Annotated in this window: 21 protein-coding genes; 10 read left to right on the top strand and 11 right to left on the bottom strand. The window is 46.4% G+C overall.

The genetic code is table 11. The annotated features are described in order from the left end of the window. Positions 1–78 precede the first annotated feature (78 nt). The 3 genes from DRW41_RS08225 to DRW41_RS08215 all read right to left on the bottom strand — a co-directional run bounded on the left by DRW41_RS08225 (position 79) and on the right by DRW41_RS08215 (position 1,974). Positions 79–411 (bottom strand): hypothetical protein, encoded by a 333-nt coding sequence (locus DRW41_RS08225; RefSeq protein ID WP_115451469.1) that lies wholly within the window; start codon positions 409–411, stop codon positions 79–81. A gap of 136 nt (positions 412–547) precedes the next feature. Beyond that, positions 548–925 (bottom strand): VOC family protein, encoded by a 378-nt coding sequence (locus DRW41_RS08220; protein WP_115451468.1) that lies wholly within the window; start codon positions 923–925, stop codon positions 548–550. A gap of 629 nt (positions 926–1,554) precedes the next feature. Further along, positions 1,555–1,974 (bottom strand): VOC family protein, encoded by a 420-nt coding sequence (locus DRW41_RS08215; protein WP_115451467.1) that lies wholly within the window; start codon positions 1,972–1,974, stop codon positions 1,555–1,557. A 140-nt stretch (positions 1,975–2,114) separates the two neighbouring features. Here DRW41_RS08215 and DRW41_RS08210 point away from each other — a divergent pair, with 140 nt between their 5' ends. The 3 genes from DRW41_RS08210 to DRW41_RS08200 are packed head-to-tail and all read left to right on the top strand — an operon-like array spanning position 2,115 to position 3,446. Beyond that, complete coding sequence (locus tag DRW41_RS08210; protein WP_181884468.1) at positions 2,115–2,483, top strand: sigma-70 family RNA polymerase sigma factor; 369 nt, start codon at positions 2,115–2,117, stop codon at positions 2,481–2,483. 5 nt (positions 2,484–2,488) lie between these two features. After that, complete coding sequence (locus DRW41_RS08205; RefSeq protein WP_181884467.1) at positions 2,489–2,677, top strand: hypothetical protein; 189 nt, start codon at positions 2,489–2,491, stop codon at positions 2,675–2,677. Further along, positions 2,622–3,446 carry a hypothetical protein gene (locus DRW41_RS08200; RefSeq protein ID WP_142752196.1) on the top strand — a complete coding sequence of 275 codons (825 nt, stop codon included), beginning with the start codon at positions 2,622–2,624 and terminating at the stop codon, positions 3,444–3,446. Before DRW41_RS08205 ends, DRW41_RS08200 begins: the two co-directional genes overlap by 56 nt. A gap of 175 nt (positions 3,447–3,621) precedes the next feature. Here DRW41_RS08200 and DRW41_RS08195 read toward each other — a convergent pair whose 3' ends face one another. Then, on the bottom strand, positions 3,622–4,077 hold the full coding sequence (locus DRW41_RS08195; protein WP_115451656.1) for a GNAT family N-acetyltransferase: 456 nt from the start codon (positions 4,075–4,077) through the stop codon (positions 3,622–3,624). A gap of 335 nt (positions 4,078–4,412) precedes the next feature. On the opposite strand from DRW41_RS08195, the gene DRW41_RS08190 reads away from it, so the two are divergent. The 3 genes from DRW41_RS08190 to DRW41_RS08180 all read left to right on the top strand — a co-directional run bounded on the left by DRW41_RS08190 (position 4,413) and on the right by DRW41_RS08180 (position 5,313). Beyond that, positions 4,413–4,589 (top strand): aspartyl-phosphate phosphatase Spo0E family protein, encoded by a 177-nt coding sequence (locus DRW41_RS08190; protein ID WP_115451463.1) that lies wholly within the window; start codon positions 4,413–4,415, stop codon positions 4,587–4,589. 297 nt (positions 4,590–4,886) lie between these two features. Next, a complete protein-coding gene (locus DRW41_RS08185; protein WP_082306974.1) occupies positions 4,887–5,021 on the top strand; it encodes a YuzL family protein in 135 nt (44 codons plus the stop codon). 97 nt (positions 5,022–5,118) lie between these two features. Then, the gene (locus tag DRW41_RS08180) at positions 5,119–5,313 is read left to right on the top strand and encodes a cysteine-rich CWC family protein (RefSeq protein WP_115451462.1); all 195 of its coding nucleotides are present in this window, start codon (positions 5,119–5,121) and stop codon (positions 5,311–5,313) included. Positions 5,314–5,573: 260 nt separating this feature from the next. Here DRW41_RS08180 and DRW41_RS08175 read toward each other — a convergent pair whose 3' ends face one another. Then, positions 5,574–5,771 carry a hypothetical protein gene (locus tag DRW41_RS08175; RefSeq protein WP_115451461.1) on the bottom strand — a complete coding sequence of 66 codons (198 nt, stop codon included), beginning with the start codon at positions 5,769–5,771 and terminating at the stop codon, positions 5,574–5,576. Positions 5,772–6,295: 524 nt separating this feature from the next. On the opposite strand from DRW41_RS08175, the gene DRW41_RS08170 reads away from it, so the two are divergent. After that, a complete protein-coding gene (locus DRW41_RS08170) occupies positions 6,296–6,577 on the top strand; it encodes a hypothetical protein (protein WP_115451460.1) in 282 nt (93 codons plus the stop codon). A gap of 12 nt (positions 6,578–6,589) precedes the next feature. Beyond that, entirely contained in the window at positions 6,590–6,922 is a 333-nt protein-coding gene (locus DRW41_RS08165) for a spore coat protein (RefSeq protein WP_115451459.1), read from the top strand. A gap of 123 nt (positions 6,923–7,045) precedes the next feature. Here DRW41_RS08165 and DRW41_RS08160 read toward each other — a convergent pair whose 3' ends face one another. The 6 genes from DRW41_RS08160 to DRW41_RS08135 all read right to left on the bottom strand — a co-directional run bounded on the left by DRW41_RS08160 (position 7,046) and on the right by DRW41_RS08135 (position 11,705). Continuing rightward, the gene (locus DRW41_RS08160) at positions 7,046–7,279 is read right to left on the bottom strand and encodes a hypothetical protein (protein WP_115451458.1); all 234 of its coding nucleotides are present in this window, start codon (positions 7,277–7,279) and stop codon (positions 7,046–7,048) included. A gap of 260 nt (positions 7,280–7,539) precedes the next feature. Further along, the gene (locus DRW41_RS08155; protein ID WP_115451457.1) at positions 7,540–7,797 is read right to left on the bottom strand and encodes a DUF2573 family protein; all 258 of its coding nucleotides are present in this window, start codon (positions 7,795–7,797) and stop codon (positions 7,540–7,542) included. Beyond that, the gene (locus DRW41_RS08150) at positions 7,754–8,563 is read right to left on the bottom strand and encodes an IucA/IucC family C-terminal-domain containing protein (RefSeq protein WP_115451456.1); all 810 of its coding nucleotides are present in this window, start codon (positions 8,561–8,563) and stop codon (positions 7,754–7,756) included. Before DRW41_RS08150 ends, DRW41_RS08155 begins: the two co-directional genes overlap by 44 nt. A 150-nt stretch (positions 8,564–8,713) precedes the next feature. Then, on the bottom strand, positions 8,714–9,541 hold the full coding sequence (locus DRW41_RS08145) for an ABC transporter ATP-binding protein (RefSeq protein ID WP_115451455.1): 828 nt from the start codon (positions 9,539–9,541) through the stop codon (positions 8,714–8,716). 128 nt (positions 9,542–9,669) lie between these two features. After that, complete coding sequence (locus tag DRW41_RS08140) at positions 9,670–10,725, bottom strand: FecCD family ABC transporter permease (protein ID WP_115451454.1); 1,056 nt, start codon at positions 10,723–10,725, stop codon at positions 9,670–9,672. Continuing rightward, positions 10,722–11,705: a FecCD family ABC transporter permease gene (locus DRW41_RS08135; RefSeq protein ID WP_245959377.1), complete on the bottom strand. Its 984-nt coding sequence runs from the start codon at positions 11,703–11,705 to the stop codon at positions 10,722–10,724. Before DRW41_RS08135 ends, DRW41_RS08140 begins: the two co-directional genes overlap by 4 nt. 295 nt (positions 11,706–12,000) lie before the next feature. Between DRW41_RS08135 and DRW41_RS08130 the strand changes: the two genes are divergently transcribed. After that, positions 12,001–12,966: an ABC transporter substrate-binding protein gene (locus DRW41_RS08130; protein ID WP_115451453.1), complete on the top strand. Its 966-nt coding sequence runs from the start codon at positions 12,001–12,003 to the stop codon at positions 12,964–12,966. 394 nt (positions 12,967–13,360) lie between these two features. Next, entirely contained in the window at positions 13,361–14,839 is a 1,479-nt protein-coding gene (locus DRW41_RS08125; RefSeq protein WP_115451452.1) for a spore germination protein, read from the top strand. Positions 14,840–14,844 lie beyond the last annotated feature (5 nt).

The raw sequence follows: 14,844 nt of genomic DNA, 5'->3' as shown, positions 1-14,844 counted from the left end.
TGTTTCCACATATTACATTATTTATGCATCGATGGCAATAGCCTTTTTGAAAAATAGGCCAGCAGGTTCGAGTGCCTCCTAAACCCTTGGATCATTGTTTTTTCGGTGGAAATCCTTGATCATAGCCTGAAACCTGTCATGCCGGTTGTCAAAGGTTTTATAATTTACCATTCTTATGAATATGTTCGGCTTTTTCTCTGGCCTATTAATAACCGTTTTGCAATACTTGCATGTAAGTGCGGTCTCGTCAATCAGTTCAATGCAATTCGTGCACTGGACGAGGCGTGTTTTGCGGGGGATAAGGATGGCAAAAATAGCTCTTAAAATTAAGAAAATAAAAATGAGTACGGCAATAACAAAGGGAATAGTAAGGTATTGAAGAACTTTCATGAACATTTCAATTCGCGGCATTGTAGACCTCCCTCAAAATATTTTAGGTACTGAAAGTTGCTTTCCTTATTTTACTATTCGGCAACCAACCCACCAATTCCTTCCAAATGCCTATTTTATATAAATAAAAAAACGGCTGCCTCGGCAGCCTTTCGTGTTATTGGCATACGCCAAGTGGATTTCCGTCCGGGTCATAAAACGTGAAAAATCTTGTTGAGCCTTCCCCTCCAATCGGATTGACTTTTACCTTTTTCTCGATTAAAAGGTTGTAGGTCTCCTCGATGTCCTCTGGGATGAAATTATAATACTTCCCGACTCCGAAATTGTTCTCCGGAAATTTCATCGGATGGTGGTTGTCCGTTTTTACCAGGCAAACGACGGTTTGCGCTTGTTCGGAAATTTTCATCACCGCAGCCTCCGCCTCCATGTAAAGAAGTGAAAATCCTAGTATCTCCTCGTACCATTTCGCTGAATCAGCCGGATCCTTAACAGGGATAAATACCCCTTCCATTCCTTTTAAAAGTGGTTTCGCCATCATTTCTCCCCCAGTTTTTTAGTCGATATCCCAAATAGAGGGAATATTACTTCGCTGTAATCAATTTTAACCGAATTTTTAATCTGACGGTAATAGAATTATCATAATTGGGCAGTATGATAGGTGTGTGGAAAGGAACCAACTTTTTCATACCCCCTTTAAAATTCTCTTTTTTGTCCGGCCTTGTGCCGGACCTTTTTTTGTTTGGGATGCAGCCATTTTCAAAACAGGCTCATAATAGAATCGGTTGGAAGCTCTAAGTGCGGGCAACATTTAGAGTTTTTTCGAAGGTTAAATTAGTCGAAAATGTGACAAACCCGGATATTTGCTTTATAAACCCGGATATTTGCTCTAAAAACCCGGATATCTATCGAAATTCCCGGATATTTTTAAAAATCCCAGATACGCTCTCCGGATATCTTTAAAAACCACTATAGAACAACTATTTGGTACACAGATAAATTCCCAACTAGTTCCAAAATCAACACTATAACCCAATCCTTCTTAAAAAATCTGCCCATTAAATTGAAAAAGAGGCCTTTTTCATCACAAAAAAGACCGCTTTCTATTCATGTTCGGCACTCAGTTGGATATTTTCATTCGCGGTGGTGATCCCTGGGACAACAGCATTATTTCACATGCGCGAGGTATTCCTTGAAGGTTGGGCTGAGTTCACTCCAGACGTCGAATGCGTTGCCGTCAGGATCACGGAAAACAAAATTTCTGCCTGTGTGGCCCCGGTTCTCGATTTCGCCTACCGTAACTCCATTTTCAAGGAAATCGCTTTGTATGGCTTCAAGCGCCTCAAGCCCATCGACCTCAAATGTGACGGAGAAACGTTCGTTGCCGTAGGAATCACGGAAATTCGCGCTCTGCCCCTCTTCCGCTTTTACAAGGAAAAAGCTTTGGTTGGCGAAATTGGCGATTGCCTTGTCCCCGTCCTTATAGCTAATCTGCGCCCCGAGTTTGCTTGTATACCATTTTGTGGCAGCCTCTACATCTGAAACAGGCAAATACATTGTTCCAACCCTTAAAAGTTTCTTCTCCATTTCTTTTTCGTCCTTTCCTCATATATATTTCTCTTATTCTCCAATTTTCGCAAAAACCCTTCTTTTTTCCATTTAATTTCAACCATTCCAGGTTTTAGTTCGTCTAAATGTATATAGGGAATGGCTGGGAGGTGTGGAATGTGAAAGATAATGATTGGTTGGGCGGGTTTATGGACCAGTATGGGACATCTATTCTTCATCTCGCTTATTCGTTTGTCAGGAATCGGCAAACCGCCGAGGATTTGGCACAGGAGATTTTTATCAAATGCTATGAAAAAGCTGACAGCTTCCGCGGCGAATCTAAAATCCATACATGGCTGTACCGGATTGCGGTGAACCATTGCAAGGATCACATAAAAAGCTGGCATTACCGAAAAGTCCATGTAAGCGAATATTTCTCGAGTCTGTTAAAAGGCCAGCAGCACGGGGCGGAAACGCAATACTTCGCGAAGGCTGAACAGGTTTGGTCAATGCGGTTTTCCGGCTGCCAGTTAAATACAGGGAAGTGATCGTGTTGGCCTATTTCCACGATTTGACGATGAACGAAATTGGGAGCGTTACCGAAATCAACGTAAATACAGTGAAATCACGCACGGCCAAGGCAAAGGTTCTTTTAAAACAAATTCTTTTGGAAGGAAGTGGCGGCCATGGAAAATCGGTTAACGGAAGCAAAGGCAGCGATGCTCAAGGGCGAATTGGCTGAATTAGAGTTTACCGGGGAGATGAAACAGAATGTACTGCGTAAAGTCCGCCCGGGAAGGAAAGGACCTGTTTTAAGTAAAAAAATTATCCCATCGCTTATTAGTGCGGCGCTCATTCTTTTGTTTTTTGGAGGTATGTATGAATTCGTACTCGTTCCACATTTCGGCGGTAACAATCACGGGCCGGCTGCCAATCCAGGCAATAAAGGCGTTATTCCTGATGACAAAGAGGCTAACGATAACGAAAAATTACCTGAGGACAGTGAAAATGTGGATACTGAACAACCCGTGCCTGACGTTGAACCTGGAGTGGATGACTCTAAAGGCGACAATTCGAACCCGTCTGATCACCTTCCACCGGAGGCACCCGCACAGCCTGATGTGATGGCTATTCTCGTAACTTTTAGCGATAAGCTCAATTCGCTTTTTGAACAAGACCGCTTTATCCCGAATTCAGATTATAAATACAGAGACTTCTCAACGAAAGAGGAGCTGTATGGGGAGCTTGCCGGATTGGCTACACGGGGTGTCTATGAACAGTTTGACCGGCTTTTTAAGGAAACTTCCGATGGGCTTTATTTATTGCCGCAGGGCCGGGGATTGTTTTTCCTGCCTGATGAACCGTATGAAACAACTAAAATAAGCGATACGGAGTACCAGCTTGTCCAAAAGATTGATTCAATCATGTATGGGCCGAATTATACGATAAGTGTGACAGTAACTTATGTTGATGGGTCTTGGCTGATTACAGGGACTGAAACGAAGGAATAATCTGCGAGGGATGATAACTGAGTTTACGTTGCGGGTTTGGAGGGGGAATGGCTCCCCCTCTTTTCATGTGCTGGGGTTCAAGCAGAATCCAACTGGAGAATCATGTGGATAGGGAAAGTGAAGCATATCTCCAACATCACTTGGTGTCCGCTTTGGTTAGGCGTGTCACCTTTTCCTACCGGTGCCCGTCCTTTCTGGCTTGTATATATCCGTAGTAGGCGCATGTGCCATTTTTGGCGGGGTCTTTTACCTCAAAGCCGCATTTTTCATAGAATGGGAAGTTGTTGGCGGAAGTATGTGCGAACCAGTCCCCGTGCGGGAGTTTTTGGAGGCAGAGGGAAACGAGTTTTTGGCCGACGCCTTTGCCGTGGTAGTCTGAGCGGACAATAAGGTCCATAATCGTCGCTGCCATGATTTGGTCCGAGATCACGCGGACCATGGCGATCATTTCATTCCTGTCCCAGACGGTGAAGGCCCATGTCGAGTTTTTGAAAATTAGTGTGAACTTTTCTTTTTGCCATTCGGGCGTGTTCCTGGCCCATCCTGCATCTTCGAAAAGTGCCTCGACCTTGCCGGCCGGAACACCTTCCGTGCCTTCCCTGATCACGAGCCCATTAAAGTATTCGTACATCTCGAAATCCCCCACTTTCTTTTGCTTTAAGGTTCGATATTTAAGCAGGAAATCCTTTTTAATTCTTTTATAAAAAATCAATCGCGCTTCTCCTGCACTTTTTTGTTGGATTTTAGCAAGGAGTTTTTCACTTTCCCGCAACTTTTAATAGGTGCCAGATTTAAGGGAATGTTAAAGGTTTGTTCATAGTTTGTTCATTTTCACGCGGTATGATGGGTTTGTGAAAAGGAACCCCTCAACTTTTTCATACTCCCCCTCTTTTAATATAGAGTCCATATCCGGCTTTTTAGCCGGATCTTTTTTTACCTAGACTAATCCCGACAGGAGGACTCGCGATGTGCAAACGGCTGTTTGACTTGGACGGATTGTCTGCTTACATCGAATTGTTGCGGAGTGATATGCTTGAAAAAAGCCTGCGACACGGAATCGACCATCATGCGACCCTCCATGCCAGCCAGGAACTCGACTACTACATCCTCCTATACCAAAGGATGGCAAAAAAGGAAGTCTGATGCTCTGCATAAATGGCCAGGCATCCCACACTTCGATACCTGGCCTCATGTTATATTATTTGAAACATCCGGGATCTTTAGGAAATCTTAACATTAAGTTCATATTGTGTTCATATTGAATGGATAGGATGAAGGCATGGAAAGTTACCCCACTTTTCATTTTCCCCTCTCTATTTACTATAGACACCCTATTTTCCGGCCAGGTGCCGGGATTTTTTTTTCATTTATAGTGATCACCTTAATTACCGCCATAAATTCTTTGAAAACTGGGCATGTTAAAGTAAGGGGTGATGGTTGATGGCGAGGTTAAAAAAGAATCCTTCCGAGGCCGGGGTTAGTGCCGCGAGTGTGAAGGGGAATGCTGGACCACATAATATTCGGCATCGGAAGAATAAGGTGAACAGCCAAAACAATCAGTTTAAAAAGGACTAAAGCGGAGGCGCCCAAAGCGGGTGCCTTCTTTGTTTTTGAGTGGGACTATTCGCCAAAAAAGCTTAAAATAGAGAAAAGCGATAAGGAGGGGCTGGCGATGGCCGGGAATATTTGCCCGCTTTGCGGGGAGGAGAACGGGTGCATGTCGGGGAAAAACGAAGCTTGCTGGTGCACGCATGAAGAGTTCCCTAACGACATCTTTGAAGTTATCCCAACCGAGTTTTTACACAAGGTCTGCATTTGCCGGAAATGTTTGTTGAAGTTCAAGGAAGAAATGGCGGCTGGCCGTTAACGCCCTGCCGCCTGCCCCAGTTTTTCATTTTGTTAAAAAAGCAAGTAGCCTATGCTAACTGCTTGCTGTTTCGTGTTTTCAACAAAACTCCCAAAAACCGGGGTGAATACCCCATTTTGTTATAAATTTCGGCTTCAATAACTTTAAGTTTAATTTCCTGTTCCAAATCTTTCCCAAATCGTTAGTGATTTTTCAAGCAAAATGGATTCCTCCCTTTTTGTTTTTTCGGTATACTAGATATGATAAACAGGGGCGCATCCCTATTTATCATGTTTTTCAGGGGGAGGATTCAACCCAAGGGTTGAGTCCTCTTTTTTTTCATCATCGTTCTCCTCTTTATTCGCTTTAAGATGCAGATCCAATATGTTAGTAATTTTTAATTGAATATCTATTTGGCGAAAAAGTACTCCCAAGACCACACAACTAATAATAAAGGTCATGGCGTATATGATTTCCATGTTAAATTCCTATCCCCCCTTTCCGAACCAGTTTGGCATTTTCCCAAGAACCTGGTGCTTAATATAATGATCAGAATTTTTTTTACTTTATGGAATCCCCTGTCCCCACAAGTTCCTCGATTAAGCATATTGCATTTTTTATCCTCCTCCTTTCATAGGGTTGAATTCTCCAATCAGCCTTTTGGAGTCTAGCTGAAGATTCTCACTAAGAATTCATCATCGATCCTTATCCTCCATTCAAAAACACAAGTAGAACATATGTTCGATTTAATTATACAATAACTTGCCGAAAAATGGCACTTGGGAAAACCCATATCAATCGATTCCACTTTCCTCGAACTATTCCTTGTACTTTAAAGGAGGAGTTTTTCAACTTCAACACATAATAAAACCTCATTCTTCCTTTTCAAAACCACAAAGGAACAGTTGATCTCGCTTCTATGAATTTCTCATTCCCCGAATATTTCCCAAGCCATTGGGGATGTTAACGGATGCGGGATTATTTTGTTCAGGAGGTTTTAGTTATGCAACAGCAGCAGAATCAGGGTATGCAGAATCAGCAGGGGTATATGCAGCAGCCGCCGAATGTGTTGTCGGGCAAGGATGAGCTGTATTTGACGGATATGCTGACATGGAATTTGCTGGCGGCGAAAAAGGCGCATTTTTACGCGCAGCATTGCCAGATTGAGGCGATGCGGGCAGAGGCTGAAAAGGTTGGGCAGATGCACCAGCGGCATTATGAGAAAATCCTTGGCCATTTGAGCGCCCATGAAAACCAAAACGCGCAGCAGTATATGCAGCAATAGGAGGAGCGGACGATGAGCAATAATTCGATTTCAAACCAGCCGACACAGGTCGAAAAGAATCCATCAATGAACGACCGCGATTTTATCAACGATTTGCTTGCGACCGAGAAGTATATGACCCACGGCTATGATGTATTTTTGAACGAGGCGAGCCACATGGGCCTGTACAAGGACGTGCTCGATATGTACACGGAGACGCAAAATTTGCAGCGCCATTTGTACAATTTGATGTTCCAGGAAGGCTGGTACAAGGTTGAGCCGGCCCAGGCACAGTCGCTGCAAAAGAAGGCCCAGCAATTCTCCGGCTACCGCGACCAGCTTCCTTATGGCGGTAATGTGCAATAGTTTTGGAATACCAATGGGGTACGGCGATAATGTGCAATAGTGCGGATGCCCCCACCGTACGATGGGCAAAAAAATGAAGCCTCCGGTTGGGGGCTTTTTCAATTGGATGGTTATTAGACCGGGTTAGTTTAAATCAACGTCATCCTTTTTCAGCAGGATTTCCTCCACAAATTCCTTTACCTTATCCCGTTTTGGGCCCAGCCTAGATACTCTGAATTCTACGTCTTTTAAAATAATCAGCAGCTCAATCAACAGTGCGGTAACGATGCCGAACGCGATGATGCCTCCAATCGGTCCTAGCAGCAATAGGGCTCCGCCGACAAAGCTCATCAATACAGCAATTAAAAAAATTCTCATAATCCGCTCCTTTGTTTAAAATGCCGGGTACATACATGCTTGACGTTTTACCCTAAAAAATCCACCGGCGTTTCAATCGCTTATTCCATTTCAGAAAAGCGACAATCGCGTATTTCGCGGTTCGATGTCCAGCAAATGATCGGCATACGGGATCCTTTTCACTGTCACATTCAACAATTACCTAATTTTACCATTTACTCTGCGAGTTGTATACCTAAGACCTTCTTCTTTTTAAAAAAAAATGGCCCACACCCTATGGTTCAGGGAGTGGGCTTTGTGTTCCTATGCTCTTCGTTCAGCTTTTTTATTTCCTCCATAATCGCCTTCATGCCATCCTTCGCATCCGGATAGAGAGCGTTCCAATGCTTGGCGAGGGCCGGCATCGTTTTGGCGATGTGAGTGTAGATGGCATACATTTTCACTTTTTCGGTAATGTCCTTGTCTGAGGTTCCGACGAGGAGTTCGGCATATTTTTCAAGTAAGGCTTCGAACTGCATCGCAAACGTCTTCTGGTCCATTTGAGCATTTCCCTTCCATTTCAAGTTTCCGGCACGGGCACGTTTTGCAGCGCGCGGCCTTTTCGCCTGTTAAATATGAGAAGCAGCATGTCTGGCGGATCCGGATCAGTTCGTCCAAATCGTCCACATATGTTTTTTCGGTGTAAAATTTGTTGATCGGGTTCCGGTTATATCGGCCGAACAACTTCCCTTCCGCCTTTTTGAAGATAAAGTCCAGGTCGTCGGCGGCATTTGGCGTACTTTCAAGCTTTGATTCATACAGCCATAACATGTATATGGCCACGTTTTCCCAGAGGATTAGTTTTGACACTCCAGTGGTTTTCGCGAGCATTTCGATAACCGGGTTAATGTGGCTGGTGAACAAATCTGCAATTCCTTTCTGGAAAAGGGTTTGGCGGTCTTCGGAGTTCCATGCCACTGACTGGGTGTTTTTCAGGTAAAACTTCGGAAGCCACTTCGGCTCATCCGCGGGCGGCTCGAAAAAAATGTTTTCTGGACGGACATCGAGCTTTTTGTTCCAAGCACTCATCGTGTAAAGGGCAATCACTGCTAGAAACGCATACCGCTTCATGAAAACCGATGCTGCCACTTTATCTGAATCCGTCTGGAACGTCAACTTTAGTCGTTGAATGAACGAATGCATCTCCTCCGGATCCAGCAGGCTATTTGCGGAAATCATTCCTTCCATCGGCTCGTCCGAAAAACGGAATCCCTCGAGGACCGCCTTTTCGCCAGCACTCACGAAAAAATGCGAATCAACTGCCAAACAAACTCCCCCTTCCTAAATAAGAGTGCAAGGCACTATACCGTCTTTTAGTTACCGAACGACAGGTTGCCGACTGCTGTTCGGGCACCAAATCTTCCTTTAGTGACCGAACGATCCGCTGAACACTGCTGTTCGGGCACTGAACTAATTTTAGCCATTGGCGGCGACGGTTTTTTTAAAAATGCAGCGGCCTTTACCGTATGGTATGCAGAGCGGCGTTCCGAAAAGCGGGTCCATCGTGACCTCACATTCCATGCCGAATACGTTTTTGACGAGAGAGCAGTTGACGACGACTTCGGGACGGCCCTGCGCATAAATTTTCTTGTCCTTGATGGCGACGATGTTATGGGCGTACCGGCAGGCAAGGTTCAGGTCGTGGAGAACCATGACAATTGTCCGGTTTTCACGCTCGTTCAAATCGAAAAGCAAATCAAGGATTTCAATTTGATGAGTCATGTCGAGGTAAGTCGTCGGCTCGTCAAGAAGCAGGATATCCGTGTCCTGCGCGAGTGTCATCGCAATCCAGGCCCGCTGCCTTTGGCCGCCTGACAAAGAATCGACGGGGCGGTCCTTCAATTCCGCAAGGCCCGTTGCCTTCAATGCATCGTTGACTTTCTGCTCATCCTCTTCGGACCATTGCTTCAGCCAGGATTGATACGGATAGCGGCCTTGTTTTACTAGCTGGAGGACGGTCAATCCTTCCGGCGCGACAGGCGTCTGCGGGAGGATCGCCATATTTTTGGCGACTTCCCTGGTTGATAGCTTAGAAATCGCCTTTCCTTCCAGCAGGACTGTCCCTGATTTTGGTTTCAGCAGTCGCGCAATTGAACGGAGAAGCGTCGATTTCCCACAGCCATTCCCTCCGATGAAAACAGTGATTTCTCCTTTTGGGATTTTCAGGTCGAGTTCCTTTATGATCAATGTATCTCCGTAGGAAAGGGACAGTTCTTTCGTTTCAATCGCTTGCGCTTGCGTCAATTTCAGACAGCTCCTTTACACGTTATCGCGTTTTGTTCCAATGGCTTTTTGTAGCATCGCTTATTTTATTTGCCTTGTTTTTTAATATGACCAAGTTGCTTTATTTAGAATTTCTTTCGCGCCCTTACTTACTGGTTCCTTGTTTTAAAAAGAAGATAGATGAAGTATGGCGCCCCGATTCCCGCGGTGAAGACACCGGCTGGTACTTCGAGTGGGGAAAACATCGTTCTTCCGATTAGATCCGCGGCCATGACGAGTATTCCGCCAAGCAGGGCTGATACAGGAATCAGTGCCCCGAAGGATGATCCGACAAGCCTGCGCGCCATGTGCGGAGCCATGAGGCCAACGAATCCGATGCCGCCCGCGAACGCAACGGATGTCCCAATCAGTCCGGTCGAAATCGCGAGGAGGGCAAATCGCTGCTTCTGTACACGTGAACCAAGCCCGGTCGCGACATTATCACCAAGTTCCTGAAGGTTCAGGTTTCTCGCGGAAATAATGGCTAGTACTATTAATATGACCGTGGCCGGCATTGCGATTGAAACGTTCGCCCATGTCGAGCCGTATACGGTTCCGGTAATCCAAATATTTGCCTGGCTGGCCTGATAAATAGGCCCGAGTATCATCATTAGGGTTGTCAATGCTTTCATTAACGCCATCAGCCCAATCCCAACCAGGACGAGGCGGATTGGCGAGACGCCGTTTTTCCATGCAAGAATGTAAACAAGGAAGGCAGCTGCCGCGGCGCCGATGAACGCGGCGACCGGGAGCCAGGCAATGCTGACGGTCAGGGCGTTGCTTCTATCACTGAATACAGCAAGGAAGCCAACGACGGCGACCGAAGCCCCGCCCGTTATCCCAAGGATATCCGGCGATGCCAGCGGGTTGCGGATCATTCCCTGCAGGATGCCCCCCGCAACGGCGAGCCCCATGCCGACTGTAAGCGCGATGATGATGCGCGGCAGGCGGAACGATTTTATGATTAGCTGGTCCATTTCGGTCCCGCCGCCAAAAAATACCTGGAGTACCGTAAGCGGGCTAATTTTCATTTCTCCCATTGCCGTGCTGGCCACGAAAATGGCGAAAGCGGCAAGCGCAAGACCCGAAAAGATTAACAGTGCTTTTTTATCAAGGAGGAAGGAAACTTTTCCTTTGAAAATACGCATATTCCTAAATTGGCTCATCGGCTGTTAAACCCCCTTCTCGCGATATAAATGAAAAATGGGGTGCCGATGATTGCGGTTGTGACGCCGACTGGAACCTCCTGCGGCATGAGCAGGTACCGAGAGCCGATATCCGCTGCCAGTAAAAGCATGGCTCCAAGAAGCGCGGCGTACGGGATGACCCAGCGGTGGTCAATGCCCACGATCGAGCGGGTTACGTGAGGTATGACGATGCCGATAAATCCGATCGGCCCGGCAACCGCGACCGCCCCGCCGGCGAGCAGGATGACAAGAATCCCGATGCCAATTTTAACAAAAGCCGTGTTCAGGCCAAGGCCTTTCGCCACATCCTCGCCCATCGACAGGACATTCATTTTCGATGCGATCAGCAGTGAACCGATCCAGCCGATAGCCAGGTAAGGAAGCACGGCAACGAGGTTGTCCAGTTCTCGTCCGGCAACGGAGCCGGCGAGCCAGAATAACACCTGTTCAAGCGCCGCTTCGTTCAGGACGAGCAGCCCTTGGGTAAAACTCGCGAACATAGCGGTAAGCGCGGCACCAGCAAGTGTCAGCTTCATCGGCGTCAGCCCTTCGCGCCCAAATGATCCGACCGCGTATACGCCGATTGCGGCAGCCGCGGCTCCGAAAAAAGACAGCCAGGTGAATGCCTGGATGCTGTCCACTTTAAGAAGTGTGACAGCGATGACGACCATCATTCCGGCACCGGCATTGACGCCAAAAATGTCCGGCGATGCCAAGGGGTTTTTCGTCAGGGTCTGGAGGAGCACCCCCGCCACGCCAAGGCTCGCCCCGACCGCTGCGGCGATGAGCGCGCGCGGCAGACGGACCGATTCAATGATTATATGTTCATTGGATCCATTGAAATTAGTAAATGTATCGATGGCCATTTTAATTGTTGTGTCGGTGTAGCCGAACACAATGCTTGCCGCCATCAGGGCAAGCAGCATTAAAATAGCGGCTAATAGGCCAAGCCATTTCATGCCTTTATTTTTCAGGAGGACCATAGCAAAAACCTTTCCCACATTAACATTCTGCAATCATTACATTCTAGTCTAAAGGGGCTCCATATGAGTGTCAATGATTCTGAGAATCATTTTCATTTGAAAGTTCGACTTTTCACAAAACAGCCAAACAGCCGTTCACACTTCCGCCTTATACTTGAGAATTATTTTCAATTAGATATTGACAGGTCTATTTTATCATTCTATGATGGTGATGTCATTGAAAATGATTATCAATACCAACTATCACTTTTTTTTAGGAGGCACGCCTATCATGAAAAACATAAAGTACATATTCTCGATTATGGCGATTTTCGCTGTGCTGCTGCTGGCGGCTTGCGGAGGAAACGGCAAAGACAATTCGGAGGGCAAGGAACAGCCTAAAACCGGGGAGAATCAAAGCTATACAGTTGAACATGCGATGGGAACAACCACCCTTGAAAAGACTCCCGAGCGCGTTGTGATTTTAACAAACGAAGGTACCGAAGCATTGCTGGCCCTTGGCGTTAAGCCTGTCGGCGCTGTCCAGTCCTGGACTGGCGACCCTTGGTACGATCACATTAAGGAAGATATGCAGGACACCAAAGTAGTCGGCGTCGAAAGCCAGGTCAACGTCGAGGCGATTGCCGCATTGAAGCCGGATTTGATCATCGGCAACAAAATGCGCCAGGAAGCCATTTATGAGCAGCTGAACGCAATTGCGCCAACTGTTTTCGCGGAGACGCTCCGCGGCGACTGGAAGCAAAACTTTGAGCTTTATGCGAAGGCTGTCGACAAAGAGGAAAAAGGCAAGGAAGTGCTTGCAGATTACGGCAAGCGAATCGAGGACATTAAAGGAACCCTAGGCGATAAGCTCAACATGAAGGTTTCAATGGTCCGTTTCATGGCTGGCGATGTCCGCATTTACCATAAGGATACATTCTCCGGTGTTATCCTTGAGGAAATTGGTTTTGCCCGGCCGGAAAGCCAGGATGTGGACGATTTTGCCGAAAAGAATGTAACAAAGGAACGTATCCCGGCGATGGATGGCGACATCCTCTTCTATTTCACATATGAAGAAGGCGACGGAAAAGCTTCACAGGTCGAAAAGCAATGGATTGAAGACCCTCTTTTCAAAAATCTTGAGGTTGCCAAAAGCGGCAATGTCCATAAAGTCAGTGATACAATCTGGAATACTGCCGGCGGAGTCATCGCCGCAAACTTGATGCTTGACGATATTGAAAAGATTTTTGCCGGGTAAATTTGAACGGTCGCAATACATGTCCTTTTGCATGTCCCCCTCCCCTTTTCTATATAAAATCGCTTCGGCATCCGCTTTTGTGGATGCCTTTTTATTACTTAACGCTTCAATCCGTCTCCAGCCTATCCATTTATGCACCCGTTGTATTGTGCGTCCCTCCTTTAGGCTGGTTTAAAAACGCTTAATTTCATTGTTAAATAGAGGCTGCTGCGGCGCCTCTATTTTTGTTGTCTCTCCCCGGAATCCACTTCCCTCACCTTTCCTTCTGGCCGTCCCCTATAAAAATGTCTCCATAACCTATGTTTGAAATTGGACAGTCCCTTTCTATTTTCCTTTTCATAATCCTGCCTTTTCCGGCAATAATAAGTTTGTGAAGTTTGAGGAGGTGTGGGCGATGGGTCGAAAGGCTGGGGTTGAGGTGCCGCTGCCGGAAATTATTTTGCGATCGAACGACTTTGTGCAGCAAGAATATTCGAATCGGAAGACGGGGGTATTGTTTCATCTCTCCTTTTATTCAACCCTAGTCGATGAGAAAGTTGTACAGAAAGACATTCTTCCCTACCTGCTCGAGAAGCATTTTGAGTTCATTGACGATGTGACCGCGGTTGTGCCGATGACCGGCATCGAAATCCTCGACAAACCTGATAAGCTTGAGGAAAAGGTTCTAAGGGGCTTTCTACTTTTAACCGTCAGTTCAGATCCCGGAAAGTTCGCCCTTTTTGAAACGGTCGAGGCGAATGTCCGGTCGATTACCGCGCCTGAAGTAGAATTCAGCGTAATTGGCCCAAAGGAAGCATTTGTTGAATCACTGGTGACCAATACGAACCTTATCCGTAAAAGGCTGCCGATAAAAGAGCTCGTGTCAGAGGAAATTATTATCGGGTCTTTGACAAAAACAAGGGTGGCTGTTTTCCATATCGAGGGCATCACAGATCCGGTCAATGTTAAAACGATTACCGACCGGATTAAGGCGATTGATTTTGACACAATCATCGACAGTTCCTTTATTGTCCAGCTTATATCCGATAATAGGTACTCCCCTTTCCCGCAGCTGCTGGATACCGAACGGCCCGACCGGGTTGCGGCCATACTTGCTGAAGGAAAAGTGGCAGTCCTTGTCGATGGATCACCGCATGCGCTGATTGGTCCGACAACACTTAGCGAGTTTTTCAGCTCATTTGATGATTACTTCCTGAATTGGGTGGTGGCATCCTTCTTCAGGGTTGTCCGTTTTTTTTCAATTGCATTTTCAGTATTAATTACACCCATTTATGTCGCGGTCTTGACCTTTCACTACGAATTGATTCCGAAGGACTTGCTGACTACGCTGGTCAGTTCCCGGAGGTTGATCCCATTGCCCCCAATTCTCGAGGCGTTGTTTCTTGAACTGGTGATTGAACTGCTCCGCGAAGCTGGCGCGCGGCTTCCCACAAAGGTTGGCCAGACAATCGGCATCGTTGGCGGTATTGTCATCGGGACCGCATCAGTAGATGCCGGCCTGACGAGCAATGTATTGCTTATTATGATAGCCCTGGCCGCGCTGGCATCATTTACAACGCCAGTTTATAAAATGGGCAATACAATCCGGCTAATCCGCTTCCCGTTTTTACTATTCGCTTCACTATGGGGATTGCTTGGGATTACCCTTTGCTTTTGCATCATGCTTACCCATTTAATTAGGCTTACATCAATGAACAGGCCGTTCATGGAGCCGATTTATCCTCCCAGGCTGACAGATAACAAGGATGTTCTAATTCGGCTTCCGTTCACTGCCCAGAAAACAAGGCCCCTCTTTTTACGAACGAAAAACCCAATCCGTTTCAATCCAAAGAACATGAAAAAGTTGAAGAAAAAGGAAGATATCGATGAGTAAAAGGA

Source organism: Neobacillus piezotolerans (assembly GCF_003362805.1).
Taxonomy (GTDB): domain Bacteria; phylum Bacillota; class Bacilli; order Bacillales; family Cytobacillaceae; genus Bacillus_D; species Bacillus_D piezotolerans.
The sequence above is the reverse complement of the archived record's forward strand: the minus strand, read 5'-3'. Positions and strand labels throughout refer to the sequence as shown.